Origin of the sequence: Kitasatospora sp. NPDC059646, from assembly GCF_042734615.1 — a bacterium.
Lineage (GTDB): Bacteria > Actinomycetota > Actinomycetes > Streptomycetales > Streptomycetaceae > Kitasatospora.
The window spans coordinates 44670-68200 of the sequence record NZ_JBHWDS010000027.1; the positions used below are offsets into that span (position 1 = coordinate 44670).

The 23531-nt window shown below is 74.2% G+C and carries 22 protein-coding genes; 11 read left to right on the forward strand and 11 right to left on the reverse strand.

Annotation, left to right across the window (positions count from 1 at the left end; genetic code table 11):
• Positions 1–54: 54 nt before the first annotated feature.
• Positions 55–735, reverse strand: a complete 681-nt coding sequence (locus ACFV1L_RS20310) for a DUF5995 family protein (protein ID WP_380367659.1) — start codon at positions 733–735, stop codon at positions 55–57.
• Between the two features lie 430 nt (positions 736–1165).
• Between ACFV1L_RS20310 and tyrS the strand changes: the two genes are divergently transcribed.
• Positions 1166–2575 carry a tyrosine--tRNA ligase gene (tyrS, locus tag ACFV1L_RS20315; RefSeq protein WP_380367661.1) on the forward strand — a complete coding sequence of 470 codons (1410 nt, stop codon included), beginning with the start codon at positions 1166–1168 and terminating at the stop codon, positions 2573–2575.
• A gap of 38 nt (positions 2576–2613) precedes the next feature.
• Here the strand turns inward: tyrS and ACFV1L_RS20320 are convergent, their stop codons facing one another.
• On the reverse strand, positions 2614–4221 hold the full coding sequence (locus ACFV1L_RS20320; protein ID WP_380367662.1) for a CehA/McbA family metallohydrolase: 1608 nt from the start codon (positions 4219–4221) through the stop codon (positions 2614–2616).
• Between the two features lie 556 nt (positions 4222–4777).
• Here ACFV1L_RS20320 and ACFV1L_RS20325 point away from each other — a divergent pair.
• The 5 genes from ACFV1L_RS20325 (at position 4778) to ACFV1L_RS20345 (ending at position 9358) form a co-directional block, all read left to right on the forward strand.
• Entirely contained in the window at positions 4778–6385 is a 1608-nt protein-coding gene (locus tag ACFV1L_RS20325) for an ATP-binding protein (protein WP_380367663.1), read from the forward strand.
• Positions 6382–6789 carry a roadblock/LC7 domain-containing protein gene (locus tag ACFV1L_RS20330; protein WP_084223303.1) on the forward strand — a complete coding sequence of 136 codons (408 nt, stop codon included), beginning with the start codon at positions 6382–6384 and terminating at the stop codon, positions 6787–6789. Before ACFV1L_RS20325 ends, ACFV1L_RS20330 begins: the two co-directional genes overlap by 4 nt.
• A gap of 133 nt (positions 6790–6922) precedes the next feature.
• Positions 6923–7276, forward strand: coding sequence for a DUF742 domain-containing protein (locus tag ACFV1L_RS20335; RefSeq protein WP_380367665.1), 354 nt, complete (start codon positions 6923–6925; stop codon positions 7274–7276).
• On the forward strand, positions 7257–7874 hold the full coding sequence (locus ACFV1L_RS20340; protein WP_380367667.1) for an ATP/GTP-binding protein: 618 nt from the start codon (positions 7257–7259) through the stop codon (positions 7872–7874). The genes ACFV1L_RS20335 and ACFV1L_RS20340 overlap by 20 nt, the downstream gene beginning before the upstream one ends.
• 41 nt (positions 7875–7915) lie before the next feature.
• Positions 7916–9358 carry a cytochrome P450 gene (locus ACFV1L_RS20345; protein WP_380367669.1) on the forward strand — a complete coding sequence of 481 codons (1443 nt, stop codon included), beginning with the start codon at positions 7916–7918 and terminating at the stop codon, positions 9356–9358.
• Positions 9359–9469: 111 nt separating this feature from the next.
• Here the strand turns inward: ACFV1L_RS20345 and ACFV1L_RS20350 are convergent, their stop codons facing one another.
• On the reverse strand, positions 9470–10180 hold the full coding sequence (locus tag ACFV1L_RS20350) for a lytic polysaccharide monooxygenase (protein ID WP_380367670.1): 711 nt from the start codon (positions 10178–10180) through the stop codon (positions 9470–9472).
• 378 nt (positions 10181–10558) lie between these two features.
• Between ACFV1L_RS20350 and ACFV1L_RS20355 the strand changes: the two genes are divergently transcribed.
• A complete protein-coding gene (locus ACFV1L_RS20355; protein ID WP_380367672.1) occupies positions 10559–11665 on the forward strand; it encodes an LLM class flavin-dependent oxidoreductase in 1107 nt (368 codons plus the stop codon).
• A 42-nt stretch (positions 11666–11707) separates the two neighbouring features.
• Here the strand turns inward: ACFV1L_RS20355 and ACFV1L_RS20360 are convergent, their stop codons facing one another.
• Positions 11708–12373: a class I SAM-dependent methyltransferase gene (locus tag ACFV1L_RS20360; RefSeq protein ID WP_380367674.1), complete on the reverse strand. Its 666-nt coding sequence runs from the start codon at positions 12371–12373 to the stop codon at positions 11708–11710.
• A 132-nt stretch (positions 12374–12505) separates the two neighbouring features.
• Between ACFV1L_RS20360 and ACFV1L_RS20365 the strand changes: the two genes are divergently transcribed.
• Entirely contained in the window at positions 12506–13636 is a 1131-nt protein-coding gene (locus tag ACFV1L_RS20365) for a sensor histidine kinase (protein WP_380367676.1), read from the forward strand.
• Positions 13633–14283, forward strand: coding sequence for a response regulator (locus tag ACFV1L_RS20370; RefSeq protein ID WP_380367678.1), 651 nt, complete (start codon positions 13633–13635; stop codon positions 14281–14283). Before ACFV1L_RS20365 ends, ACFV1L_RS20370 begins: the two co-directional genes overlap by 4 nt.
• A gap of 124 nt (positions 14284–14407) precedes the next feature.
• Here ACFV1L_RS20370 and ACFV1L_RS20375 read toward each other — a convergent pair whose 3' ends face one another.
• Both ACFV1L_RS20375 and ACFV1L_RS20380 read right to left on the reverse strand, forming a co-directional pair.
• On the reverse strand, positions 14408–15808 hold the full coding sequence (locus tag ACFV1L_RS20375) for a uracil-xanthine permease family protein (RefSeq protein ID WP_380367679.1): 1401 nt from the start codon (positions 15806–15808) through the stop codon (positions 14408–14410).
• A gap of 476 nt (positions 15809–16284) precedes the next feature.
• Entirely contained in the window at positions 16285–16674 is a 390-nt protein-coding gene (locus ACFV1L_RS20380) for a MerR family transcriptional regulator (RefSeq protein WP_380367730.1), read from the reverse strand.
• Positions 16675–16753: 79 nt separating this feature from the next.
• On the opposite strand from ACFV1L_RS20380, the gene ACFV1L_RS20385 reads away from it, so the two are divergent.
• On the forward strand, positions 16754–17944 hold the full coding sequence (locus tag ACFV1L_RS20385) for an MFS transporter (RefSeq protein ID WP_380367680.1): 1191 nt from the start codon (positions 16754–16756) through the stop codon (positions 17942–17944).
• Positions 17945–18219: 275 nt separating this feature from the next.
• On the opposite strand, the gene ACFV1L_RS20390 is transcribed toward ACFV1L_RS20385, so the two are convergent.
• The 3 genes from ACFV1L_RS20390 to ACFV1L_RS20400 all read right to left on the reverse strand — a co-directional run bounded on the left by ACFV1L_RS20390 (position 18220) and on the right by ACFV1L_RS20400 (position 20259).
• Positions 18220–18489 (reverse strand): hypothetical protein, encoded by a 270-nt coding sequence (locus ACFV1L_RS20390; protein ID WP_380367682.1) that lies wholly within the window; start codon positions 18487–18489, stop codon positions 18220–18222.
• Between the two features lie 136 nt (positions 18490–18625).
• On the reverse strand, positions 18626–19171 hold the full coding sequence (locus tag ACFV1L_RS20395; protein ID WP_380367683.1) for a GNAT family N-acetyltransferase: 546 nt from the start codon (positions 19169–19171) through the stop codon (positions 18626–18628).
• 92 nt (positions 19172–19263) lie between these two features.
• Positions 19264–20259, reverse strand: coding sequence for an aldo/keto reductase (locus ACFV1L_RS20400; RefSeq protein WP_380367685.1), 996 nt, complete (start codon positions 20257–20259; stop codon positions 19264–19266).
• Positions 20260–20368: 109 nt separating this feature from the next.
• Between ACFV1L_RS20400 and ACFV1L_RS20405 the strand changes: the two genes are divergently transcribed.
• Positions 20369–21085: a TetR/AcrR family transcriptional regulator gene (locus ACFV1L_RS20405; protein ID WP_380367687.1), complete on the forward strand. Its 717-nt coding sequence runs from the start codon at positions 20369–20371 to the stop codon at positions 21083–21085.
• On the opposite strand, the gene ACFV1L_RS20410 is transcribed toward ACFV1L_RS20405, so the two are convergent.
• Positions 21066–22157: a helix-turn-helix transcriptional regulator gene (locus tag ACFV1L_RS20410; RefSeq protein ID WP_380367689.1), complete on the reverse strand. Its 1092-nt coding sequence runs from the start codon at positions 22155–22157 to the stop codon at positions 21066–21068. The two genes, ACFV1L_RS20405 and ACFV1L_RS20410, sit on opposite strands and share 20 nt — an antisense overlap.
• Before the next feature lie 102 nt (positions 22158–22259).
• Entirely contained in the window at positions 22260–23531 is a 1272-nt protein-coding gene (locus ACFV1L_RS20415; protein WP_380367690.1) for an MFS transporter, read from the reverse strand.

Here is a 23531-nt window from a genome sequence, read left to right on the forward strand (position 1 = left end):
CGTCCGCCCGGGTCCGGTCGGCGCCCGGCGGGGCCGGCCCGGGCCCGGGCGGGCTCAGTTGGGCGAGAGCGGGGTGAGCAGGGCCCGGCCGACCATGCCGACCGATCCGGACAGGGCGTCCGCGACCAGGCGGAAGGCCGGCGGCAGGCGGTGCAGCTCCCACAGGGCGAGGACGGACGCCCAGGCGGCGTCGCGGGCGCGGTCGATGCTCCAGACGCCGACGATGTGCAGCAGCGGATCGCCGGCCGGCAGCGGCAGCGGCAGCAGCGCGGCCCGGACCTGGGCCTCGACCTCGGCGAGCAGGCCGTTGATCCGCAGGTAGTCGGCGTGCAGCTGCTCGGGCGTGCGGCCGGTCAGCCGGCAGGTCTCCAGGACAGCGAGCGGCAGGTCGTTCTCGATGTGGGCGTTCATCCCCGCCAGGGCGAACTGCAGCGGGTGGACGCCGGGCGCGGCCCGCAGCTCGAACAGCGGCCGCCAGCAGGCCGCCGGCCGCCGGCCCGCCCGGTCGTCGTCGACGGCGGCCAGGTAGCGGGCGGCGAACACGGCGTCGAGCTCGGCCATGGCGGCCGGGTCCTCGAAGTACGTGCCCGCGAGATGGTCCCGGACCAGTCGGGTCACGGTCAGGTACATCGCGTTGAAGACGGCGACCCCGTCGGCGGCGGGCCACCCCTCCGCCAGCTCCGCCATCCGGTCGACCACCTGGTCCACCGTCAGCACCGGTGCGGTCATGGGCATCTCCCTCGGTGACGATCCGACAAAAAGATGATGCGCCCAACGATGGCAGCGGGCCGGGGGGCTGCCAAGGCGAGGCGCATCCGGGGGAACCGAGGGCGGATCGGCCGGTGGGTGCGCGGTGGCGGGCGGGTGCGCGCAGAAAAACCGGGTGCGCGGGCGTGGGCCCCTGGGAGAACATGGGCCCGGCGGCGGTGCCGAGTGGTGCGGCCGCTCCCTGTTCCCGGAGGTTTCGCGTGGTGAAGCGATATTAGTGGCGGTCCCCGCCGCCCTCCGGCCTGCCTGACGTGACGGCGGCCGGACCTCCGGATGTCCCTGGACGACCCGTGCTGTGCCCGCCTGGGCGCGGGAGCGGTCGTCGTTTCCCCGGTGGTGCCGTGTGCCGGGCGGCTGTGTCGACGTCCGTTGTTCCCGTACGCCCGAGAGGATGGCCATGGCCGCCACCGCATTCGACCGCAGCATCGCGCTGATGAGTGACCTGATCGACGAGACCCGCGAGCTGCGGGAGGGGCCGGCGCTCGGCCGGTGGCTGGAGGTGCTGGCCGGGCGGCAGCGTGCCGACCTGTCGGGGCTGGCGCCCGAGCGGCAGGCCGGACTGCTCGGCGCGCGGGCGGCGGCGGTGCTCCCCGGGGTCCGGCAGCTGGCCGAACTGCTCGGTCGGGGGCGGGCGTTGACGGTGAAGTACGGCATCGATCCGACCGGCGCTGAGGTGCACCTCGGGCACGCGGTGCCGATGATCCTGGCCAGCCGGCTGCAGCGGATGGGCCACCGCGTGGTGTTCCTGGTGGGGGACGTGACGGCGCGGATCGGCGACCCCTCCGGGCGCAGCGCGGAGCGGCCCCCGCTGACCGCCGAGGACGTCACGCGCAACGTGGCGACCTACCGCCAACAGGTGGGCCCGTTCTTCGACTTCGAGCGGGCCGAGTTCCGGTTCAACAGCGAGTGGCTGGGGTCGATGGAGCTGCCGGACTTCCTCGGCGTGCTGTCCCGGCTGCCCGCCTCGGCGGCGCTCCAGCGGGAGGACTTCCGGACCAGGCTGGCCGAGGGCAGCGGGCTGACGCTGGCCGAGCTGGTCTACTCGGTGGTGATGGCGCTGGACTCGGTCGAGTTGGCGGCGGACATCGAACTCGGCGGCCTGGACCAGCTGTTGAACCTGCAGATGTGCCGCCGCGTGCAGACCGCGCACGGGCAGCAGCCGGAGGTGGTGCTGGCGACCGGGCTGATCGAGGGCACCGACGGCACCGGCGCCAAGATGAGCAAGTCGAAGAACAACTACGTCGGACTGGCCTTCCCCGCCGAGGAGATGTTCGGCCGGCTGATGGCCTGCGCGGACCGGCTGCTGCCGGACTACCTCCGCCTGCTCACCGAACTCCTCGACGAGGAGGTGGAGTTGCTGCTCGCCCAGGCTGCGGACGGCCGTCGCCACCCGATGGCGGTCAAGACGCTGCTGGCCGCGGCCGTCACCGCCACCGTGCACGGCGTCCCCGCCGCGCTCGCCGCCCGGGACGCCTTCCGGGCCCGGTTCTCCAGGCGCCGCTTCTCCGAGGCCGGTCCGCTTCCGGGTGTCGAAGCGGACCGGCACGGCGCGGCGACGCCGGCCGAACTGCTGGTGCGGGTCAGCGGCGAGCTGCCCAGCCTGAGCCAGGTCCGCCGGGTCGCCGAGGCCGGCGGCCTGCGACTGGTCGTGGAGAGCGCCGACGGCGGGCAGTGCACCCTCCCGCTGACCCGCACCGACGCCGACGAGCGGCTCCTGGTGCTCCTCGGCGCCCACGGCCTGACGCGCGCCGACGCCACCCGCCGGGTCTTCCTGCGCTGCGGCCGGAAGGTGCTGGAGCTGACCTGACGACGGCGCCGCCCGCCCGCGGTCCTTCCGACGGCAGCTCAGGAGGCGTGCAGCACGATCGGGTTGGTGAGCGCCGCCATCGGCCCCCAGGGCAGGTCGGGGCCCATGGCGTTGCCCTTGCCGGGGGTTCCGTCGGGCCTGGGGCGGCGGACCTCGGCGCGGACGTAGGCGGCGAGCGAGGCGGTGGTGCGCCACACGACGGTGCCGGAGCCGGAGGCGGGCAGCGACTCCTGGTGGAGCTGGCCCTCGTCGGTGATCAGGCGGACGGTGCCGTTCGGGATGCCGGAGACGGTGAGCGCGACGTCGACCGGCGCGTCGGCGGGGACGGTCAGGCGCTCGCCGATGCCGGCCCGGCGGCCGTGGCCGGCGGCGGTGAACTCCAGCTGCACGTCGGCGGATTCGGCGAGCCAGCTGCGGCCGGCCCGGAGCCCGGCGAGGATCGCGGGGCGGCTGAGGTCGTCGGCCAGCACCACGTTGTGCGGGGCGCCGATGACCTGCGGGGCGCTGTGCGCGTCGCTGTTGCCGAGGGCGGGGAGCCAGTCGCGGCCCTCGCGCAGGGCGGCGGCCAGGCCGGCGTCCCAGGTGTCGACGGCGGACTCGTCGTCGTACGTCCAGGGTCCGTTCCAGACCTCGACGCCGTCGGCGTCCCGGTAGCCGAACTTCCATTGGCAGGCCACGTACGGGCAGTAGGGATGGGCGGCCACCACCAGGCCGCCGGCCCGGCGGACCTGTTGGGCGAAGCGCGGGAAGCGGTCGTCGCGGGCCCGGTAGCGCCAGTCCACGAACCGGCCGGGTTCCAGGCCGAGGGCCAGCCAGTGGCCGTTGCGGGTGGTGACCTCCTCGCCGGCCACGATCAGCAGGTCGGGTCCGGCCAGCGGTCCCCAGGCGCCGTGCGAGGACGAGGTGTTGTGGTCGGTGGAGACGATGAAGTCGAGGCCGGCGGCGCGGGCCCCGGCGGCGACCTCGGCGGGCAGGCGGCGGCCGTCGGAGTGCACGGTGTGCAGGTGGCAGTCGCCCCGGTACCAGGCCCGGCCGCGACCGCGGGCCCGCTCGGGCGGGTAGGCGGGGGTGAACGCCGGTCCGGGCGGGCCGAACCGGAGGGTGACCTGCACCGTGTAGGACAGTCCGGCGGGCGCGACCTGGTAGGGGCCGAGGACGACGTGCCAGGTGCCGGGGTTGATCGGGCCGGGCAGGTACCCGGGTGTGGCGGCCTCCCGGGAAAGGCTGAACTCTGTGCGGAATCCGCCGGACCAGCCGCGGAAGCCGTCGCCGCCCAGCGCGGTTCCCCGCTCGTCGAAGATGCCGATGTCGCAGGCGTTTCCGGGCGTCCCGGCCGGGACGGCGGGGCGGTCGTACCGGTAGGAGACGGCGATCTCCCGTACCCCGCGCGGGACTTCGAACGGCAGGTAGACGAAGTCCGGGGCCCCGGTCGGCAGTTGCCCGGTCAGGGTGATCACCCGGTCCGCGCCGTCCGCGGGCGCTGCGGCGGGTTCGGCGGCCCCGGCGGGGTCCGCGGCGTGCGCCGGACCGGTGGCGCCGGCCAGGGCGACGGCGGCAGCGGCGCCGGTGGCGATCCCGGTGCGCAGCAGCGTGCGACGGTCGGTCAGGGGCGGCGCTTCGGACGGTCGTTGATCACTGCTGGCCATGGCGCGGTCTCCGTCGGGTCGGCGGGTCGGGTCGACCGGCTTCTGCCCGGCGCGGTGAACCGGCGGTGAGGTGCGGCCCACGAGCGGGCGGAGGATCGGTGAAAGTCGTTCGGACGTCCCGCGCGGGTGCTTCGGGTGCCGAGTGAATATTCTGCGCGAATATGACGAACTGAGTGGCCGTCAGTAATATGATCACCACGGCCCGTTCCTCCCTCGGGGGGTACGGGCCACGTCGTTGCCGTCCGCGCGGCCGGGCCCTAGCACCATCCGTGGGCCGGGGGCGAAGGATCGCCGCGACCGCCGCTCGTCCGGGTGAATCCGGGGCGGGAGGCCGCTGTGGGGCGCATGGTGCGACAAGCCTAAGAGTCCGGCGCGTGAGGGTCGAACCGTCCCGCAGCGCGTTCGGCACCTCCCTCCACCAGGGCAACTTCGCTGGTGGAAAAGGATGCTGACGAACCGTCGGAGCTGTCGTGCACCGGCTATGCTGCTTCGCGCCCGGGCCCCGCCGCACCGCCCGGCCCCGCGTTCCCATCCCTTTGACCGTATGAGGACACCGATGCTTCGACCCGGATCGTCGCCAGGAAACCGGCTGCCCGCAGCCGTACTCGTCGGCCTGCTGCCCGCGGTCGTGATCGGCGCGACGGTGGCCCTCGCCTCCTCCGCCGGGCCCCGGCAGGCGATCTCGGGAATCCTGCTGTGCGGTCTGGTGGGCGCCGCGGCCGTGGCGGCGGCCGGCCTCGAAGCGGCCCGCCGCGGCCGGGCCCTGGACCAGGCCCGCGCGGCCGGCGCCCAGCAGGAGGAGGAACTGCGCCGGCGCCTCGCCCGCCAGCAGGCCGGCATGCTCGACCTGGCCAAGAACGAACTGCCCGAGGCGGTGAACCGGCTCCAGCGCGGCGAGTTCATCACCGACGTGCTCCGCTCCTACGAGCAGCGCCACGTGGCCGAGGTCGGCGAGGACTTCCACGAGGCCCGGCACGCCGTGCTGCGCGCCACCCTCGACGCCGTCGACAACGAGGAGGCGATGCGCGAGTCCGCCCAGCGCGCCTTCGTGAACATCGCCCGCCGCGTGCAGGCGATCGTCCACCGCCAGGCCGTCGACCTGCGCCAGATGGAGGACCGGCACGGCGACCTGCCCGCGGTCTTCGACGACCTGCTGATCCTCGACCACGGCAACGCGCTGATCGGCCGCCTCGCCGACTCCATCGCCGTGCTCGGCGGCGCCCGCCCCGGCCGCCAGTGGAACCGGCCCGTCCCGCTGTACAGCGTGCTGCGCGGCGGCATCTCCCGGATCCTCGACTTCCGCCGGGTCGAACTGCACCCGGTCTCCGAGGTCGCCATCGTCGGCCCCGCCGTCGAACCCCTGATCCACGCGCTGGCCGAACTGCTCGACAACGCCACCCGCTACTCGCCCCCGCAGACCGACGTCCACCTCACCGCGGTCGAGGTGCAGACCGGCATCGCGATCGAGATCGAGGACGGCGGCCTCAGCCTCGGCGAGGAGGGCCGGGCCCGCGCCGAACGGATGCTGGAGGAGGCGCAGTCCGGCATCGACCTCAACGACCTCGGCGAGACCCCCCGCCTCGGCCTGGCCGTGGTCGGCCGGCTCGCCCGCGCCTACGGCTTCCAGGTCTCGCTGCGCCCGTCCGCGTACGGCGGCGTGCGCGCCGTGCTGATCGTCCCGCAGCGGTACATCACCACCGCCCCCGCGCCCAGCCGCGCCCACGGCATCGGCCGGATGGCCACCGAGCACCCCATGGCGGTCAAGCAGCACCCCACCGAGCCGGAGAACCGGCTGTGGACCGAACCGGCCGAGGCGGCCGCGACCCACACCCCGTCCGGCGGCTTCGCCGCGGCCGCGGCCTTCCCGTCCGCCGCGACGCACCAGCGCACCGTGCCCGCGCCGTCCCCGGCCGAGGACGACTACCCGGTGGTGACCGAGCGCACCGCCAACGGCCTGCCGCAACGCCGCCGTCACGCCGCGCCGCTGCGCCCGAGCGCCCCGGCGGCGCCCCGGCCGCGACAGGCCCCCGCACCCGCCCCCGAGCCGGTCCAGCCCGGCCTGTGGCTGGCCGCGTTCACCGAAGGGGTGAACGGCGCGGCACCGGGCACCCCGTCCACCGGCCGCCACGCCAGTGAAGATTCAGCAGGGAAAGGCGAGAAGTGATTCAGCAACGGACCAACATGGACTGGATGCTCAGGGACCTCGCGGAGAGTGTCCCGCACGCCCGGCACGCCATCGTCCTGTCGGCCGACGGCCTCCGGCTGGCCCAGCACGGCACCGACCCGGACACCGCCGACCGGCTGGCCGCGGCCTGTGCCGGACTGCAGAGCCTGGCGCACGCCGTCGGCAGCGAGTTCCCGCACGGTGACGGCCGGATGCGGCTGGTGGTGATCGAGGTGGGCGGCGGCTTCTTCTACCTGATGGCGGCCGGCTCCCGGGCCTACCTCGCGGTCCTCGCCGACGAGGGCGTGGACGCCGGACTGGTCGGACAGCGGATGCGCGACCTGGTCGCCCGGATCGGCGAGCACCTCACCACGCCGGCCCGGACCGGCGAGCAGTTCGCGTGAGTCGGGGATCCCACCCGACGGACCCTCAGATGAGCGGCTTAGCAGCCGGTCAGACGGACTGTCGGACGGATCGTCCGACAACCGGAACGCCGCCGGCGCGCCGACCGGACGCCGGCCACAACGAGGTGCGGGGATGAGCAACCAGGACTGGGAAGAGGGCGGCCCGGAGAGGCTCTTCGTTATCACGCGGGGCCGCGACCGACAGCAGGCCGCGGCGACCTTCGACCTGGTCACGCTGATCGTCGCCCGGTCCCGGCCGGTGCCCACCATGCAGCCGGAGCACGCGGCGATCCTGCGGATCTGCGGCTCGCCGCTGTCGGTCGCCGAGATCTCCGCCTACCTGAGCCTGCCGAACAGCCTGGTCATCGTCCTGCTGGCCGACCTGCTCGCCGACCACAAGATCGAGGCCCGCGCGCCCATCCCGCTGGCCACCCTTCCCGACCTTTCCCTGTTGGAGGCAGTGATCCATGGACTTCAGCGGCTCTGAGCCGGTGCGCGGGCCGCGCGAGGCCGAACTGCTCCCGGCGACGGTGGCCACCGCCGTCAAGGTCGTCATCGTCGGCGGCTTCGGGGTCGGCAAGACCACCCTGGTCGGCTCGGTCAGCGAGATCCGCCCGCTGACCACCGAGGAGACCATGACCGAGGCCGGCGTCGGCATCGACGACCTGGCCGGGGTGGAACGCAAGAGCTCCACCACCGTCGCGATGGACTTCGGCCGGATCACCATCAGCGACGAACTCGTGCTGTACGTCTTCGGCACCCCCGGCCAGGAACGGTTCTGGTTCCTGTGGAACGGCCTGTTCGAGGGCGCCCTCGGCGCGGTCGTGCTGGTCGACACCCGCCGGCTGGAGGTCAGCTTCGACGTCCTCGGCCGACTGGAGGACCGCGGCGTGCCGTTCGTCGTCGCGGTCAACTCCTTCCCCGAGTCGCCCGCCTACCCGCTCGACGAACTGCGCGGCGCACTCGACCTGCCCCCGCACGTCCCGATCGTCGAGTGCGACGCCCGCTCCCGGGAGTCCAGCCGAGACGTGCTGATGGCGCTGATGCGCTACCTGTACGAACTCGCCGCGCAGCCCGTCGGCTGACGCCCCCTCACCGCCCCGACCTTCCTCCCCCGGAGACCTCCGTGATCCCCGAAGAGCGCACGTACCACGGCGCCGTCCCCCCGCCCGGCTGCCCGGCCCACGGCGCCACCCCCCTCGACCAGGACGACCTGCGGCGGCTGTTCGGGCCCGAGGCCGAGGCCGACCCGGCGGGCCTGTACGAGAAGCTGCGCGCCGAGCACGGCGAGGTCGCGCCGGTGCTGCTGCACGGCGACCTGCCGGCCTGGCTGGTGCTCGGCTACTCCGCCAACCTCACCGCGATGCGCACCCCGTCCCGGTTCTCCCGCGACTCCCGGCGGTGGACCGAGTTCCAGGAGGGCCGGGTCGCCCCCGACTCCCCGGTGCTGCCGGTGATCGCCTGGCAGCCGACCTGCTCGTTCGTCGACGGCGAGGAGCACCGCCGGCTGCGCACCGCCGTCACCGACGGCCTCAACAGCTTCGACCGGCGCGGCATGCGACGCTACGTCACCCGCTTCGCCGACCAGCTGATCGCCGACTTCGGCGCCACCGGCCGGGTCGAACTGGTCTCCCAGTTCGCCGAGCACCTGCCGATGCTGGTGATGACCCAGCTCGTCGGCATGCCCGAGGAGTACGGCCCGCGGCTGGTCGAGGCCGCCCGCGACCTGGTCCGCGGCACCGAGACCGCCGTCGCCTCCAACGAGTACGTGGTCGAGTCGCTGCGCCGCACCATGGACCGCAAGCGGTCCGAGCCCGGCCCGGACCTGGTCACCCGGCTGATGCAGCACGAGTCCGGCCTCACCGAGGACGAGGTGCTCCAGCACCTGCGCTCGGTGCTGCTGGCCGCCAACGAGACCACCATCAACCTGATCTCCGAGACGCTGAAGATGGTCCTCACCGACCGCCGCTTCCGCGCCCACCTGTCCGGCGGCCAGATGACCCTGCCGGACGCGCTCGACCAGGTCCTGTGGGACTCCCCGCCGTTCATGCTGGTCCCGGGCCGCTGGGCGACCGGCGACACCGAACTCGGCGGCCGCCACATCAAGGCCGGCGACATGCTGCTGATCGGCCTGGCCGCCGGCAACGCCGACCCGGCGGTGCGGCCCGACCTGAACAAGCCGCTGTTCGGCAACCGTTCGCACCTGGCGTTCGGCAGCGGCCCGCACGAGTGCCCGGGCCAGGAGATCGGCCGGGCCATCGCCGAGACCGGCATCGACATCCTGCTCACCCGGCTGCCCGACCTCCAACTCTCCATCCCGGAGGAAGAGCTGGTCTGGCGCGGCAACTGGATGTCGCGCCACCTGACCGAGCTGCCGGCCCGCTTCACGCCGCGCAGCGCGCTCCAGCCGCAGGACCGGACCACCACCGCCAGCGCCCCGGTGGTCTCCACCCCCGCCGCCGCCTACCCCCCGCCCGCCGCGGCCGTCCCGCCGGCCGCGCCCGCGCGCGCCGTGCCGGAGCAGCGCCGCGGCTTCTGGGGCAACCTGATGACGAAGCTCAAGGGCTGACGCCCCGTCGACGCGCCGACCGCCCGGCGGCCCTCCCCCACAGGGAGCCGCCGGGCGGTCGTGCGTCCCGGGCCGGTCGGGGCCACTCGTCCCGGCCGGGGCCGGTCGGGGCTACTTGCAGGCCCCGAGGTCCTCCCAGACGCCCCACTGGCCGGTGGAGCCGGGCTGCTCGCCCTGGGTCCACCACTTGGCACGCCAGTTGTGGCTGCCGTAGGAGACCGTCTCGCCGCCGTTGTAGACCCGGGCCGGGTCCCACGCTGCGGCCGTGCAACTGCCGTTGCCGCCACCGGGGTTGCCGCCGCCGGTGCCGCCGATGTTGACGTCGATGCAGGAGTAGAAGGCGTTGGCGGTGTCGGAGACGTTCCACACCGCGAGGACCTTCTGGCGGCCGGTGTAGCTGCCGAAGTTCACCTGGTGGCTGACGTCCGCCGGGGGCTGGGCGTTGTTGCCGGAGAACTGGGCGATCAGCTGGCTGCCGATGAAGTACTGCCAGTTGGCCGTGGCGTGACGGGCCGTCAGGTGCCAGCTGAAGGTCTGCGTCGAGGTCACGTTGGCGACCTGCCAGGGCTTGGAGTCGTCGTCCAGCTCGGCGTACTCGGAGTGGCCGCCGCTGCAACTGAACAGGCCCTTCGGGCCCTCGACGCTCTGCGGCTCGTACTTGATCTGCCCGCACACCACGACGCCGTTGGCGCACTGCGCCTGCCGGCTCGCCGGGTCGGTGACCCAGCCGTGGGCGCTGGCGGTGCCGGCCGAGACGGTCAGCCCGAGCAGCGGGGCGACCAGCGCGCCGATCGCGGCGGTCACCTTTCTGTTTGCCTTCATTTCCGTGCCTTTCCTGATGTGGGGTCAGGGCGATCCCTCCCGACGGCCGATGGGGCGGCCGGGGAGGCGGCCATAGGTCTAGACCGGATGCCGAGGGAGACGATAGCGGTGTCCCGGGCGCGGTCAAGGGGTTTCGCAGGACGGCCACCCGTTTCACCACCCGTTCAGCGGTGCGGACGTGGTAGCTTCCGGGCGTGCCGCAGCGACTCTTCCTGACCACCCGGGGGCACATCGACCTCCTCCGGGTGTGTTCCGCTGCCTGTCGCCCGTCCTGAGCGACCCCGTACCCCCGGCCCCGTGGCGCGACCGTCCGCGCCGGCGCCCCCGCGTACCCGGCCATGCCGTGCCCCGCCCCCTGCGCAGAAGAGGATCGAGCCCTTGCCCGCCCACGCCCCTGTGTTCCACTGGTTCCTGCCCACCGGAGGGGACGGCCGCGACCCCGGCGGCGTCACCGCCGTCCAGGCCCGCACCGGCGCCGCCACCCGGCGACCCGCCGACGTCGGCTACCTCGCCCAGGTCGCCGCGGCCGCCGAACAGGCCGGATTCCTCTCGCTGCTCGCCCCGGTCGGACTCGGCTGCGTCGACCCGTGGATCCTCGGCGCGGCACTCGCCCGGCACACCAGCCGGATCGGGTTCCTGATCGCCTTCCGGGCCGGCCTGGCCAGCCCCACGCTGATCGCCCAACAGGCCGACACCTTCCGGCGGTTCGCCGGCGGCCGGCTCCGGCTGAACGTCGTCACCGGCGGCGACCCCGCCGAGCAGCGCGCCTACGGCGACCACCTCGGCCACGACGAGCGCTACGCCCGCACCGACGAACTGATGGGCGTGCTGCGCGAGTTGCTCGACGGCAAGCGGGTCGACCAGCACGGCGCCCACCTGCACCTGGAGGACGCCCGCCTGGTCGACCCGGCCGTCGAGCATCCCGTCCCGCTGTACTTCGGCGGCGCGTCGCCCGCCGCCGAGCAGGTCGCCGCCCGCCGCGCCGACGTCCAACTGCTGTGGGGCGAACCGCCGGCGGCGATCGCCGAACGGATCGGACGGCTGCGCGCCCTGGCCGCCGCGCACGGCCGCACCCTGCGGTACGGGCTGCGGGTGCACGTGATCAGCCGGGACACCGCCGAGCAGGCCTGGGCCGAGGCCGACCGGATCCTGGCCGGCATCGACCCGGAGGCGGTCCGGGCCAGCCAGGCCAGGTTCGCCGCCATGGACTCCACCGGCCAGGCCCGGATGGCCGCCCTGCACGGCCACGGCACCGCCGCGGACCTGGTGGTCGCCCCGAACCTGTGGGCCGGGATCGGCCTGGTCCGGGAGGGCGCCGGCACCGCCCTGGTCGGCTCGCACGACGAGGTCGCCGCCCGCCTCGCCGAGTACCACGCCCTGGGCGTCGAGGAGTTCGTCCTCTCCGGCTACCCGCACCTGGAGGAGGCCTACCGGGTCGGCGAGGAGGTCGTGCCCCGGGTCCGCGCCCTGCTCGCCGCTCGCTAGGGCCTGTCTTCGAACCCCTGCCTGCGCGGGTTCGAAGACAGGCTAGGCGGTTCCGGGACCTTCGGTGTGCAACTGCCAGACCCGGGCCGGGGGGAGGTTCGCCAGCACCGTCCGGCTCTCGGTGGCCCGGCCGCGCAGGTGGACGGCCAGCGCGCGCTCCACCGCGGCGTGCCGGTGGACCTCGGCCCGGGTGGCGACCAGCGCCCGGGCGCGCCGGGTGCCCAGGTAGGCGAACCAGGTCAAGGTGCCGCCCGGGTGCAGCAGTTCGAGGTAGCGGGCCATGATGCGGTCCACCTGCGCGGGCGTGAAATTGGTCAGCGGCAGCCCGGAGACGATCACGTCGTACCGCCGGTCGGTGGCCAACTCCTCCACGTACGCCTGGTGCACCGTCACCCGGTTCGCCGGGCACCCGGCCGCCAGCTCGCGCAGCCGGGCCGCGAACCGCGGATTCGCCTCCACCACGTCCAGCCGCGCCCCGCGCGGCAGTTGGGGCAGCAGGACCCGGGTGACGGCGCCGGTGCCCGCGCCGGCCTCCAGCACGTCGATCGGATGCGGGGCGCGGGCCCGGACGGGAGCGGCCAGGGCCTGCGCCAGGGCCCGGCTGCTGGGGGCGACCGCACCGGTGGTGCGCAGGTCGCGGACGGCTTCGCGGAGGAACGCCCACCCGTCGGCCCGGAGCCGCGGCGGGGGAGTGGTCTGCTCGCTCATGCCGTCGACGCTAGGAATCGGGCACGCCGCGCCGAACCGCCGTCCGGCGGCCGTCCGCCCCGACGAAAGTCGGTGGTGGACAAGGCCGTTCGTCGCTGATGCCGACCGGGAACGCTGCCTAGCATGGACGGCGTGACATGGTGGAGAAGCCCGGCATGGGCGACCGTCGGGCGGGCCGCCTTCCTGATCTTCCTGGTGGTGACGATCCACCACAACGGCGCCCAACTCGGTGACCGGACGGGCCGGTCGGCGGTCACCGCGGCGGCCGGACTGTGCGCCGCGGCGCTGACGGTCCCTCGATTCCGGCCGCTGGTCGCCCCCTTGCTGGTCTCCGCGGCCACCGCGTGGTGGGGCTGGCTGGTCGACCTGCTGCTGGCGGTGGTGCTCTTCGACCTGGCCGTGGCCCGCCGCACCCGGACGGCGCTGCTCTGCGTGGCGCTCGCCCTGGCGGGCAACCTGGCCGGGGTGCGGGCCGCCTCGATCTGGGTCGGGCAGCGCTGGGTGTCAACCCTGACGGTGCTGCTGTTCGGACTGGTGGTCGGCCTGTGGCAGGGCAACCGGCGCCGCCTGCTGCACACCCTCGCCGGGCAGGTCGAACAGCTCCGGGTGGAGGCCCGGCTGCGCGAGGACGCGGCGCGCGCCGCCGAACGGACCCGGATCGCCGCCGAGATGCACGACGTCCTCGCCCACCGGCTCAGCCTGATCGCCCTGCACACCGGCGTCCTCGCCACCCGCGGCGCCCACCTGCCCGGCCCCGTCGCCGACCGACTGGCCCTGCTGCGCACCGCCTCCGTGGAGGCGCTCACCGACCTGCGCGAGGTGCTCGGCGCGCTCCACGACCCGGACGCCGCGCCCGCCGGCGCGCCCGCCGTCCGCGACGTCCGCGCGCTGGTGGAGGACGCCCGCGACGCCGGCCAGCAGGTCGAGCTGACCGTCACCGGCCGCGCCCCGGACGCCCCCACCACGCACCGGCTGGCCGCGTACCGGATCGTCCAGGAGGCGCTGACCAACGCCCGCAAGCACGCCGACGGCGCACCCGTCGAGGTCCGGGTCGACTACCGGCCGCCCGCCACCCTGGTCCACGTCAGCAATCCGGCCGGCGCCGCCGCGCCCGCCGCCGTCGACTCCGGCTACGGCCTGGTCGGCCTGCGCGAACGCGTCACCGCCCTCGGCGGCCGGCTCGACGCGGGCCCGGCCGGCACCGGTTCCTGGCGGCTGTCCGCCCGCCTCCCGCACCCCGCCCCGAAGGACGGTCCCGCATGATCCGCACCCTGATCGTCGACGACGACGCGCTGGTCCGCCTCGGCCTGGCCGACCTGCTGGGCGGCGACCCCGGGGTCGAGGTGGTCGCCCAGGCGGCCGACGGGCTCCAGGCGATCGAGCAGGCAAGCGCTTTCCGGGTCGACGTCGCGCTGGTCGACGTCCGGATGCCCGTGATGGACGGCATCACCGCCACCGCCCGGCTGCGCGCACTCCCGGAGCCGCCGAAGGTGATCACGCTGACCACCTTCGACCTCGACCGGTACGTCTACGACGCGCTCGCCGCCGGCGCGGACGGGTTCCTGCTCAAGGACACCGACCCGGCCGAGATCCTGCGCGCCGTCCACCTCGTCGCGGCCGGCTCCGCGATGCTCCACCCCGCCGCGGCGCGCCGCGTCATCGACCGCTACCACGCGACCGGCGGCCCCGCCGCGACCGCGGCCCGGGCCCGTCTGGAGCGGCTCACCCCGCGCGAACGCGACGTGCTCGCCCTGCTCGCCGAGGGCCGCGCCAACGCCGACATCGCCGAACGCCTCACGATGCGCGAGAGCACCGTCAAGGCGCACGTCAGCCGGATCCTCACCGCACTCGCCGTCACCAACCGGGTCCAGGCCGCCCTGCTGGCCCGGGACGCCGGACTCACCGGCTGACGTGCCGTCAGACCGGCGCTCCAGGTCCGGTGCGCCGGTGCGGATCCCCCTACGCACGTGTGCCGGTGCGGATTCTCCTACGCGCGTGTGCCGGTGCGGATTCCCCGGCCGGCGTGCCGCCGGTTCAGCTCTCCGGCTTGCTGTCGTCGTCGTACGCGCTGGTGCCCTCGTCGAGCAGCGGGCCGTTGGCCGGGCTCGGGTGCTTGAGGTGCGCCGGGGCCATCGCGCGCAGGCCGTGGTAGCCGAGCAGGGCGATCAGGGTGCCGAGGGCGATGCCGCCGAGCTCGAAGTTGTCGGTGATCTTCAGGCTGACGTTGCCGATGCCGACGATCACACCGGCGGCGACCGGGACCAGGTTCAGCGGGTTCGTCAGGTCCACCTTGTTGTGGATCCAGATCTGCGCGCCGAGCAGGCCGATCATGCCGTACAGCACCACGGTGATGCCGCCCAGCACGCCGCCCGGGATCGCCGCGATCACCGCGCCGAACTTCGGGCACAGGCCGAACAGGATCGCGAAGCCGGCCGCGCACCAGTACGCCGCCGTCGAGTAGACCCGGGTCGCGGCCATCACGCCGATGTTCTCCGCGTACGTGGTGGTCGCCGGGCCGCCGACCGCGGTGGACAGCACGGTGGCCGCGCCGTCCGCCATGATCGCGGTGCCCATCTTGTCGTCCAGCGGGTCACCGGTCATCTCGGAGACCGCCTTCACGTGGCCGGCGTTCTCGGCGATCAGCGCCACCACGACCGGCAGCGCCACCAGGATCGCCGACAGCGAGAAGCTCGTGGCGTGCAGCGAGGGCAGACCGATCCAGTCGGCCTTGCCGACGCCCGACAGGTCCAGCCGCCAGTGGTCGACGGCCGCACCGCCGCCCACCGGGGAGTGGATCTTGCCGAAGATCCGGTCGAGCAGGAACGACACCAGGTAGCCGAACACCAGACCCAGGAAGATCGCGATCCGCGACCAGAACCCGCGCAGCACCACCAGGGCCAGCGCCGTGAAGAACATCGTCAGCAGCGCCGTCCACTGGTCCTGCGGCCAGTACGTGCCGGCCGCGACCGGCGCCAGGTTGAAGCCGATCAGCATGACCACCGCACCGGTGACGACCGGCGGCAGCACCGTGTGGATCACCTTCGCGCCGAAGCCCTGCACGACCGCGCCGCACGCCGCCAGCACCGCACCGACCACCAGCAGCGAACCGGTCAGCGTCGCCGCGTCCCCGCCCTGCGCCTTGATCACGGCCGCCACACCGACGAACGACAGGCTCGACCCCAGGTACGACGGGATCCGGCCGCTCGTCACCAGCAGGAAGAAGATCGTCGCCACACCGGAGACCATCACCGCCAGGTTCGGGTCCAGCCCCATCAGCACCGGGGCGACGAAGGTGGCCCCGAACATCGCCACGACATGCTGCGCGCCCAGCCCGATCGTCCGCCCCCACGACAGCCGCTCGTCCGGCTTCACCACCGCCCCGGGCTGCGGGGAGCGACCGTCCCCGTGCAGCTTCCACCCGAACACGACCTTCATGTCCCTGCCTCGTCTCTGTGCTCTGCCGTGCGAAACCCCGGTGGGCGACCATGCAACCGGTCGCGACATGATCTCCTACCGCCCGCACCGCCCTGACCTCGGGGGATCACCCGCCCGGCGGTATCGCAGAACCCACCGCCCCGGTTACCCGCCGTCACTGACAGCGGCAGTGAAGCGCGAGGGCGGCACGGTGCGGCGGCCGGCGGGTGGGTCAGGGAAGCAGGGTGTGTTCGGCGCTCTCCAGGCGAGGCGGACGGCACCGAGGGCGGCGGATTCGTTGCGCAGGGGGCGGCGGATTCGTTGCGCAGGGGGGAGCGGTGCAGGACGGGCGGGGAGAGCGTGACGGGCCGACAGCGGGGCATCGGTCGGCGGCTTCGCCCGACGGGCCGACGGCACGAAGAGGGCCACGGGCGAGCTCCTCCTTGTTACCGATGGGCGCTGTCTTCCGCGCGGGCTCGGCGTCGGTGGTGGGTCGTTCAGCCGGTGAGCGAGGCCAGGGCGCGGCGGGCGACGTCGGCCGGGGCGGCGGCGATCACCCGGTCGAGCGCGTCCATGGAGGACTGGAGGTCGCTCATGGCCCGGGCGATGCGGTCGCGCTCCCGGTGGAGGTCGGCGAGCAGGTCGGCGCAGGTGGGGACGAGCCGCTCGCCGGTGTCCCGGAGGCACGGCAGGACGGTGGTGATGGTGGAGGTGTTCAGGCCGGCGGCCAGCAGGCTGCGGATGCGGCGGACCACGTCGACATCGTCCTCGACGTACTCGCGGTAGCCGCTGGGCCGTCGCTGCGGGTGGAGCAGGCCCTGGTCCTCGTAGTAGCGCAGCAGGTGAACGCCCACGCCGGTCCGCCGGGACAGCTCGCCGATCCGCACCACGACCTCCTGACGGCGAGGAGGGCGCCGCCCGCCCGCCTTGACTCTCATACCGGTATGAGACTTTAGCGTCTGCGGCATGGACGTGAACAAGGGTTTCGCGACGCTCGCCGCCTTGTGCGGGAGCGTCTTCGTCGTCGGTACCTCGGAGTACCTGGTCGCCGGGCTGCTGCCCCAGGTCGGGGCGGACCTCGGCGTCTCCGTCGGAACGGCCGGGCAGGCGGTGACCGCGTACGCGCTCGGCGTGGTGGTCGGAGGGCCGCTGATGGCCCTGCTGACCTCGCGTCTGCCGCGCAAGGGCCTCGCCGTCGGGCTGATGCTGCTGTTCGCGGCGGGCAGTGCGATCAGCGCGACGGCTCCGTCGTTCGGCCTGCTCCTGGTGGGCCGGGTGGTGTCCTCCCTCAGTCACGCCGCCTTCCTGGCACTGGCGTTGGTGACGGCGACCCGGGTGGTCCCGCCCGGCAGGACGGGCTCGGCCATCGCCACGGTGGCCTCCGGCTTCACGGTGGCCACGCTCCTCGGAGTGCCCCTGGGAGCGCTGCTCGGACAGGGCGCCGGCTGGCGGGCCCCCTTCGCTGTGCTGACCGTGCTCTCCCTGGTGGGGGCGGTGCTCCTGGCGGTTGTCCTGCCCCGGCAGGAGGCGCCGTCCACCCGGCTGCGCGACGAGGTGCGCGTGGTGACGCGCCGACGCGTCGTGCTCGCCATCGCCACCACCGCGGTGGGCTTCTCCGGAGTCGCCACGGTGTTCACCTACCTCGCCCCGCTGCTGATCCGCTTCGCCGGCTTCTCCGCCGCGGCCGTCTCCGGTCTGCTGCTGGCCTACGGCGCGGGGAGCTTCGTCGGCAACCTCGCCGCCGGGAAGCTGACCGACCGGTCGCTGAGCGCCACCGTCCGCGGCGTCTTCGGAGGACTGGCGGGCACGCTGCTGCTGATCCCGTTCGCCGTGCTGTGGCAGCCCACCGCGGTGGCCGCCGTCCTGCTGCTCGGCCTGCTCGCCACCGCGACCATCGCCCCGCTGCAGGGCCTGATCCTCCAGCACGCCGGTGCCGCCCCGAACCTCGCCGTCTCCGTCAACGTCGGCGCCTTCAACCTCGGAGCCGCGGCCGGCTCGGTCGTCGGCGGCGCGATCGTCGCCGCCGACGCCCTGCGCTGGACCGGCCTGGCAGGCGCGGCCCTCAGCCTGCTCGGACTGGCCCTCAGCCACCTCGTCCTGCCCCGGACCCGGACACCGGTGAAGGACCCCGAGCCCGAAGCAGCGATCACCGCCTGAACCGGCCGTCCGCCATCGCGTCGCGGACCGGTCCGACGGCTCTCCTCCGGCCACACGCCGGTCGTGCGCCCCGTGCCGGGACGACACCGGGGCCGAACGCCGGCCGGAGTCGGCTGACCGGCTGCAGCGTCGGCGGGGTGCTGTCCGCGCTCGAAGGTCTCGACGTCCACCCGGAACGGCCCCGCAGCGGTGGAGGCGGGGTTCACCAGAACGACGAAGTCGGGGAGCGCGTCTGCTGTCGGCTTGCCGTTCGACGTGCTGCCGGGCTCCGCCGCTCAGTCGATCAGATGGGCGGTCACGGCGTACTCTCCGTCCGCCAGGGCGAGTTGCACGGTGTCCGGCAGCGGCCGGCCGCTGACCGCCTCGGTCCCGCTCAGGCAGGCCGCACCCTGGGAGCGGCAGAGGCCGTGGGAGCGGACGTCGATGGGCACCAGCGCACCGGCGCGGACATGCCGCAGTCGATCCTCGTCCTCCAGGAGCTCCGGCTCCCAGGAGTCGTAGTCGACCACACCGGAGAAGGCCGCCGGAGTCCACAGCGCAAGCATCCCCGTGTCCGTCGCCGCGGTCACCGGACAGAGCCGGACCGTCCTGCCGGCCGGCCGCACCGGCGGCCGCACCAACCCGGGCTGCGCCACCGGCGAACTGGTCGTCGCCTGCCCGGTTCCCGGCGAGGTCGTTCCGTCAGTGGGACGGCCTGCGGGGTGTCCACTCCTCCGAGAGGAGGCCGAGGACGGCGGTGTCGGCGTAGTGGCCGTAGGTCCAGGCGGAGCGGCGGAGGGTGCCTTCGCGGGTGAAGCCGGTGCGGGTGGCGGCGGCGAGCATCGGGGTGTTGCCGGTGAGGGTTTCGAGTTGCAGGCGTTGCAGGCCGCGGACGGCGAAGCCGTACTCGCAGAGGGTGTGCAGGACGTCGGTGGCGAGGCCGCGGCCGCGGAACGCGGGGCGCAGGGCGATGCCGAGATGGGCGGTGCGGTTGTGGGTGTCGATGCCCCAGAGGAGGGCTTCCCCCGCGAGTTCCGCGGAGTCGAGTTCCACGACGGAGAAGCAGGCGGCCTCGTCGGTCGGCCCGGCCACGACGAAGGGCGACTGGCCGGAGGTCGGCGAAATGGGCTGCCAGGGGCGGGAGTCGGCGCGTGACCGGGTGGCCACGTCGTCGTACAGCTCGGAGTGGAGAATCGGGATGTCGTCCTCGTGCCGGGCGCGCAGCCCGATCTTTTCGCCGTGAATCACCGGGCATTGCTATCGGAGGGGCGGCAGGTGATCAACCGGTTCGGCTGCGGTGCTATGGCGGGCATGCGTCCGGACGGCGCCGGGCCGGGGGTTCAGCGTTCGCTGTCGAGCTGCTCCATGAAGGCGGCGGCGTAGCGGGTGCCGGCGGCGGAGTCGGCGGGGATCGCCTGTTCGACGGCGGCGAGGTCGGCGTCGGTGAGGTGGAGGTTCTCGGCGGCGAGGGCTTCGGCCAGGCGGTCGCGGCGGCGGGCGCCGACGACGGGGACGATGTCCTTGCCCTGGGCGGCGACCCAGGCGATGGCGAGCTGGGCGACGGTGGCGCCGCGGGCGTCGGCGACGGCGCGCAGGGCTTCGACCAGGGCCAGGTTGTGGTCGAGGTTCTCGCCCTGGAAGCGCGGGCTGAAGCCGCGGAAGTCGCGGGCGCCGAGTGCGCGCTGCTTGCTCCAGTGGCCGGAGAGCAGGCCGCGGGAGAGGACCCCGTAGGCGGTGATGCCGATGCCCAGCTCCCGTGCGGTGGGAAGGATTTCGGCTTCGATGCCGCGGGAGAGCAGGGAGTACTCGATCTGCAGGTCGGCGATCGGGTGGACGGCGTGGGCGCGGCGCAGCGTCCGGGCGCCGACCTCGGACAGGCCGATGTGGCGGACCAGGCCGGCCTGGACCATTTCGGCTATCGCGCCGACGGTCTCCTCGATCGGCACGGCCGGGTCGAGGCGGGCAGGCCGGTAGATGTCGATGTGGTCGGTGCCGAGACGGCGCAATGAGTACGCGAGGGAGGCCTTGACGGCGGCGGGGCGGGCGTCGAAGCCGAGCCAGGTGCCGAACGCGTCGCGCTGGGCGCCGAACTTGACGCTGATGACGGCGTTGTCGCGGTTGCGGCCGCGCAGGGCGTCGCGCAGCAGCAGTTCGTTGTGGCCCATGCCGTAGAAGTCGCCGGTGTCGAGCAGGGTGACGCCGGCGTCGAGGGCGGCGTCGACGGTGGCGATCGATTCGGTGTCGTCGGCCGTGCCGTAGACGTCCGACATGCCCATCAGGCCGAGGCCGAGGGCGGAGACGGCAGGTCCGGCGGTGCCGAGGGTGCGCGTGTCCATGGGGGTTCCCGTCCGTTCGGTGGGGCCCGCCGCACTGTTAGCGGCGGTATCGGGGAAACCGTAGCACCGCTAATCGACTGCTAACAAGAATCCGGTAACGTTGCTTCGCATGAGCGCAGAGAGCCCCACCGACCCGCGCGAGCGCATCCTCGCCGCCGCCGCCGAACTGCTCGCCCAGGGCGGGAGCGAGGCCATGTCGACCCGGGCCGTCGGCGCCGCCGCGGGCGTGCAGGCGCCGACCCTGTACCGGCTGTTCGGCGACAAGCAGGGCCTGATCGACGCCGTGGTCGGCTACGGCTTCGAGCGGTACCTCGCGGAGAAGTCCTCGCACGCACCCGGCCCGGATCCGGTCGACGACCTGCGCCGCGGCTGGGACCTGCACGTCGAGTTCGGGCTCACCCACCCGTCCTTCTACGTCCTGATGAACGGCGCCGACCGCCCCCGCGGCGCCGTCGAGGCCGCCGAGCGGGCGAACCGGATGCTCACCGCGATGCTGGAGCGCGCCGCCCGGGACGGCCGGCTGCTGGTGCCGGTGCCGATGGCCGCGCAGATGATCCGGGCCACTGCCCTCGGCGTCACCCTGACGCTGATCGCCGAACCGCCCGCCACCCGCGACGTCGCCCTGTCCGTCCGCACCCGCGAGACCGTCCTCGCGGCGATCACCGGCGCCCCGGCCCCCGAGGTGCTCACCCCCGCCGCCCTCGCCATCGCCCTGGACGCCGCCCTGCCCGGCGAGCCCGCCGGTTTCACCGCCGCCGAGACCGCCCTGCTGCGCGAATGGCTGAACCGCCTGATGGGCGAGGGGGTCAGTCCGGCGGCGGGTTGAGCGCCAGCATGATGCGGGCGGTGAGCTCCTGACGCCGGGTCACCCCGGTCTTGGTGAACACCGACTTCAGGTGGTCCTGCACCGTGTAGGGCGTCATCGCCAGCTGCTGCGCGACCTCCCGGGTGTCGGCGCCGCGGATCAGCAGCAGGGCGACCTCCTGCTCGCGGGCGGTCAGCCCGTACGCGGCGAGGTGCAGCGGGATGACGTGCGCCGGGGAGGCCGGGGTGGCGACCACGGTGACCTCGTCCGCGTCGCCGCCGGCCGTCTCCCGCAGCGTCGCGGCGTGCAGCAGGTACCAGTGCCCGTCGTGGGTGCGGATCCGCACCGGGACGTGCGAGGTCGGCAGGCCGTGCGCGGCGCGGCGGGCGTGCTCGGCGGCCATCGCGATCGCGGTGGGCACCCGGAGCGAGGTGGGGGAGGGGTCGGCGAGCCGGGCGAGCAGCTCCTCCGCCGGGCCGGACAGCGCGCGCGGACGGTTGTGCCGGTCGAGCAGGAACACCGCGGGCGTGGGGTCGGTGTGCGCCGGCTCGTCCGGCGGCAGGTGGCTGGCACGCAGCAGCTGGCCGAGCAACCGGGCCGCGGTGTCGGCGAGTTCGCGCTGCTGCGCCGGGTAGGGCCCGCGGTCCGCGGCGCGCATGAACGCGGCGCACCCCCACATGCCGCCGGCCGCGTCGAACACGGCGCGCAGTTCGTCGCCGAAGCCGTGGCGGGAGATCTGCTCGCGGAACCGGACGCTGTGCTGCGGCGCGCCCCGGCTGGCCCGGCTGAGGGTCTCGGCGTGCAATCCGCTGCGGCGGATCTTCGGGAAGGTGGCCAGGTCGTCCGCCCACACCTCCAGGTGCACGGCGTCCTGGAACTCGCCCAGGCTGAGGTCGTCGCTCTGCACCGAGTTGACCAGCCCGGTGGCCGGGTCGGTGGTGTGCCAGCAGACCGCGTCGAACTCCAGGACGGGGCGCAGGAGTTCATCGGCCCGGCGGAAGAGCTGGCTGCTGGTCAGGCGCTGCGCGGAGAGCTCCCGCAGTCCTTCGATCGCTGCTCGTGCGGCGGCGCGGCGCGTTCCGCGTAATCCCATGGCCGGACGCTAGCACCTGTGTTCGGGTCGCGGCGACGGTGCGTGCCCGACCGCTCACTGCGCGGCGGCCTGCCTCCCCGCGCGGAGGCGGCGGCCGACCGCTCACTGCGCGGCGGCGGTCTCCTCGACGGGGCTCGCCGCCGGTTCGGGACGGAACGGTGCGCCGCGGACCGCGCGAAGGGCGAGCGGCGCGACCAGCAGCACGGCGACCGCGGCCGTGCCCGCGAGCGTCCACAGGGCCGTGCGGACGCCGAGCCGGTCGCCCAGCAGGCCGCCGGTGAGCGCCCCGAGCAGGCCGAGCCCGCCGGCGAACACGTGCAGCGTCGCGGTGACCCGGCCGAGCGCCTCCTCGCTGGTCTCCGCGACCAGCACCGGGCTGAGCGCGACGTTGGCGACCGCGCCGAACACGGCCGGCACCCCCATGCCCAGGCCGGCCAGCAGCAGGGCCACCGGCAACGGGCCGCCGGCCGCCGGATACAGCAGTCCGCACAGTGAACTCGCCAGGTAGCAGAGGACGATGATGCGCCGGGCGTCGCGGTGCGGGGCGAGGACCCGGCCCGCCACCGTCGAACCCAGCAGGCCGAGCAGCCCGGCCACCATGCCGACCAGGGCGTACACGCCGGTCGGGATGCGCAGCGTGTGCAGCAGGTAGATGCCGCCGAGCGCGCCGGTGCCCGCGCCGGTGAACACCGGCACCGCCAGCATCGCCATCAGCGCCCGGTAGAAGCGGTTGTCGAGCAGGATCCGGGCCCCGGCCAGCGCGTTGCGCACGAACGACGACTGCCCGGTCTGCGGCGTCCGGTCCAGCGGGGCCACCGGGCGCATCACCAGCAGCGCGCCCGCGCTGAGCAGGTAGCTGGCCGCGTCGATCGCCAGCGCGGTGGCGGTGCCGAAGGCGACGATCGCCGGACCGGCCACCAGCCGGCCGACCAGCCCCGCGCCGAACTGGCCGGCCTGCAGCCGGGCCCGCGCCCTGGTGAGCCCGCCGGCCTCCACGACCTGGTTGAGGTGCAGGAAGTACACCACCTCGGTGACCACCGACACCGAGCCGGAGACCAGGGCGAGGGCGACCAGCCACGGGAGCGCCACCACGTCGGCGGCCAGCCCGGCCGCCACCGCGGCGATCGCGAGCGCCGACACCGTGTCCAGCAGGACCAGGGTGCGCCGGGGCCGCCGGATCCGGTCGGCCAGCACGCCCGCGGGCAGCCCGAACAGCAGCGCCGGCAGGGTGCCCGCCGCTCCGATCAGCGAGATCTCTCCGGGCGTCGCGCCCAGGTGGACGACCGCCACCACGGGCAGCGCGACCGCCGTGAACAGGGAGCCGACGGTGGAGGCGGTCTGCCCCCACCAGTAGAGCGTCAGATCGCGGGCCAC

Excerpts from the sequence above, each read along its gene's own strand:
- ACFV1L_RS20370 (WP_380367678.1), top strand. The coding sequence starts at position 13,633 with ATGATCCGCACCCTGATCGTCGACGACGACGCGCTGGTCCGCCTCGGC.
- ACFV1L_RS20335 (WP_380367665.1), top strand. The coding sequence starts at position 6,923 with ATGAGCAACCAGGACTGGGAAGAGGGCGGCCCGGAGAGGCTCTTCGTT.
- ACFV1L_RS20410 (WP_380367689.1), bottom strand. The coding sequence starts at position 22,157 with ATGGGATTACGCGGAACGCGCCGCGCCGCCGCACGAGCAGCGATCGAA.
- ACFV1L_RS20405 (WP_380367687.1), top strand. The coding sequence starts at position 20,369 with ATGAGCGCAGAGAGCCCCACCGACCCGCGCGAGCGCATCCTCGCCGCC.
- ACFV1L_RS20325 (WP_380367663.1), top strand. The coding sequence starts at position 4,778 with ATGCTTCGACCCGGATCGTCGCCAGGAAACCGGCTGCCCGCAGCCGTA.
- ACFV1L_RS20400 (WP_380367685.1), bottom strand. The coding sequence starts at position 20,259 with ATGGACACGCGCACCCTCGGCACCGCCGGACCTGCCGTCTCCGCCCTC.
- ACFV1L_RS20375 (WP_380367679.1), bottom strand. The coding sequence starts at position 15,808 with ATGAAGGTCGTGTTCGGGTGGAAGCTGCACGGGGACGGTCGCTCCCCG.
- ACFV1L_RS20320 (WP_380367662.1), bottom strand. The coding sequence starts at position 4,221 with ATGGCCAGCAGTGATCAACGACCGTCCGAAGCGCCGCCCCTGACCGAC.
- ACFV1L_RS20385 (WP_380367680.1), top strand. The coding sequence starts at position 16,754 with ATGGACGTGAACAAGGGTTTCGCGACGCTCGCCGCCTTGTGCGGGAGC.
- ACFV1L_RS20360 (WP_380367674.1), bottom strand. The coding sequence starts at position 12,373 with ATGAGCGAGCAGACCACTCCCCCGCCGCGGCTCCGGGCCGACGGGTGG.
- ACFV1L_RS20350 (WP_380367670.1), bottom strand. The coding sequence starts at position 10,180 with ATGAAGGCAAACAGAAAGGTGACCGCCGCGATCGGCGCGCTGGTCGCC.
- ACFV1L_RS20340 (WP_380367667.1), top strand. The coding sequence starts at position 7,257 with ATGGACTTCAGCGGCTCTGAGCCGGTGCGCGGGCCGCGCGAGGCCGAA.
- ACFV1L_RS20390 (WP_380367682.1), bottom strand. The coding sequence starts at position 18,489 with ATGCTTGCGCTGTGGACTCCGGCGGCCTTCTCCGGTGTGGTCGACTAC.
- ACFV1L_RS20310 (WP_380367659.1), bottom strand. The coding sequence starts at position 735 with ATGCCCATGACCGCACCGGTGCTGACGGTGGACCAGGTGGTCGACCGG.
- tyrS (WP_380367661.1), top strand. The coding sequence starts at position 1,166 with ATGGCCGCCACCGCATTCGACCGCAGCATCGCGCTGATGAGTGACCTG.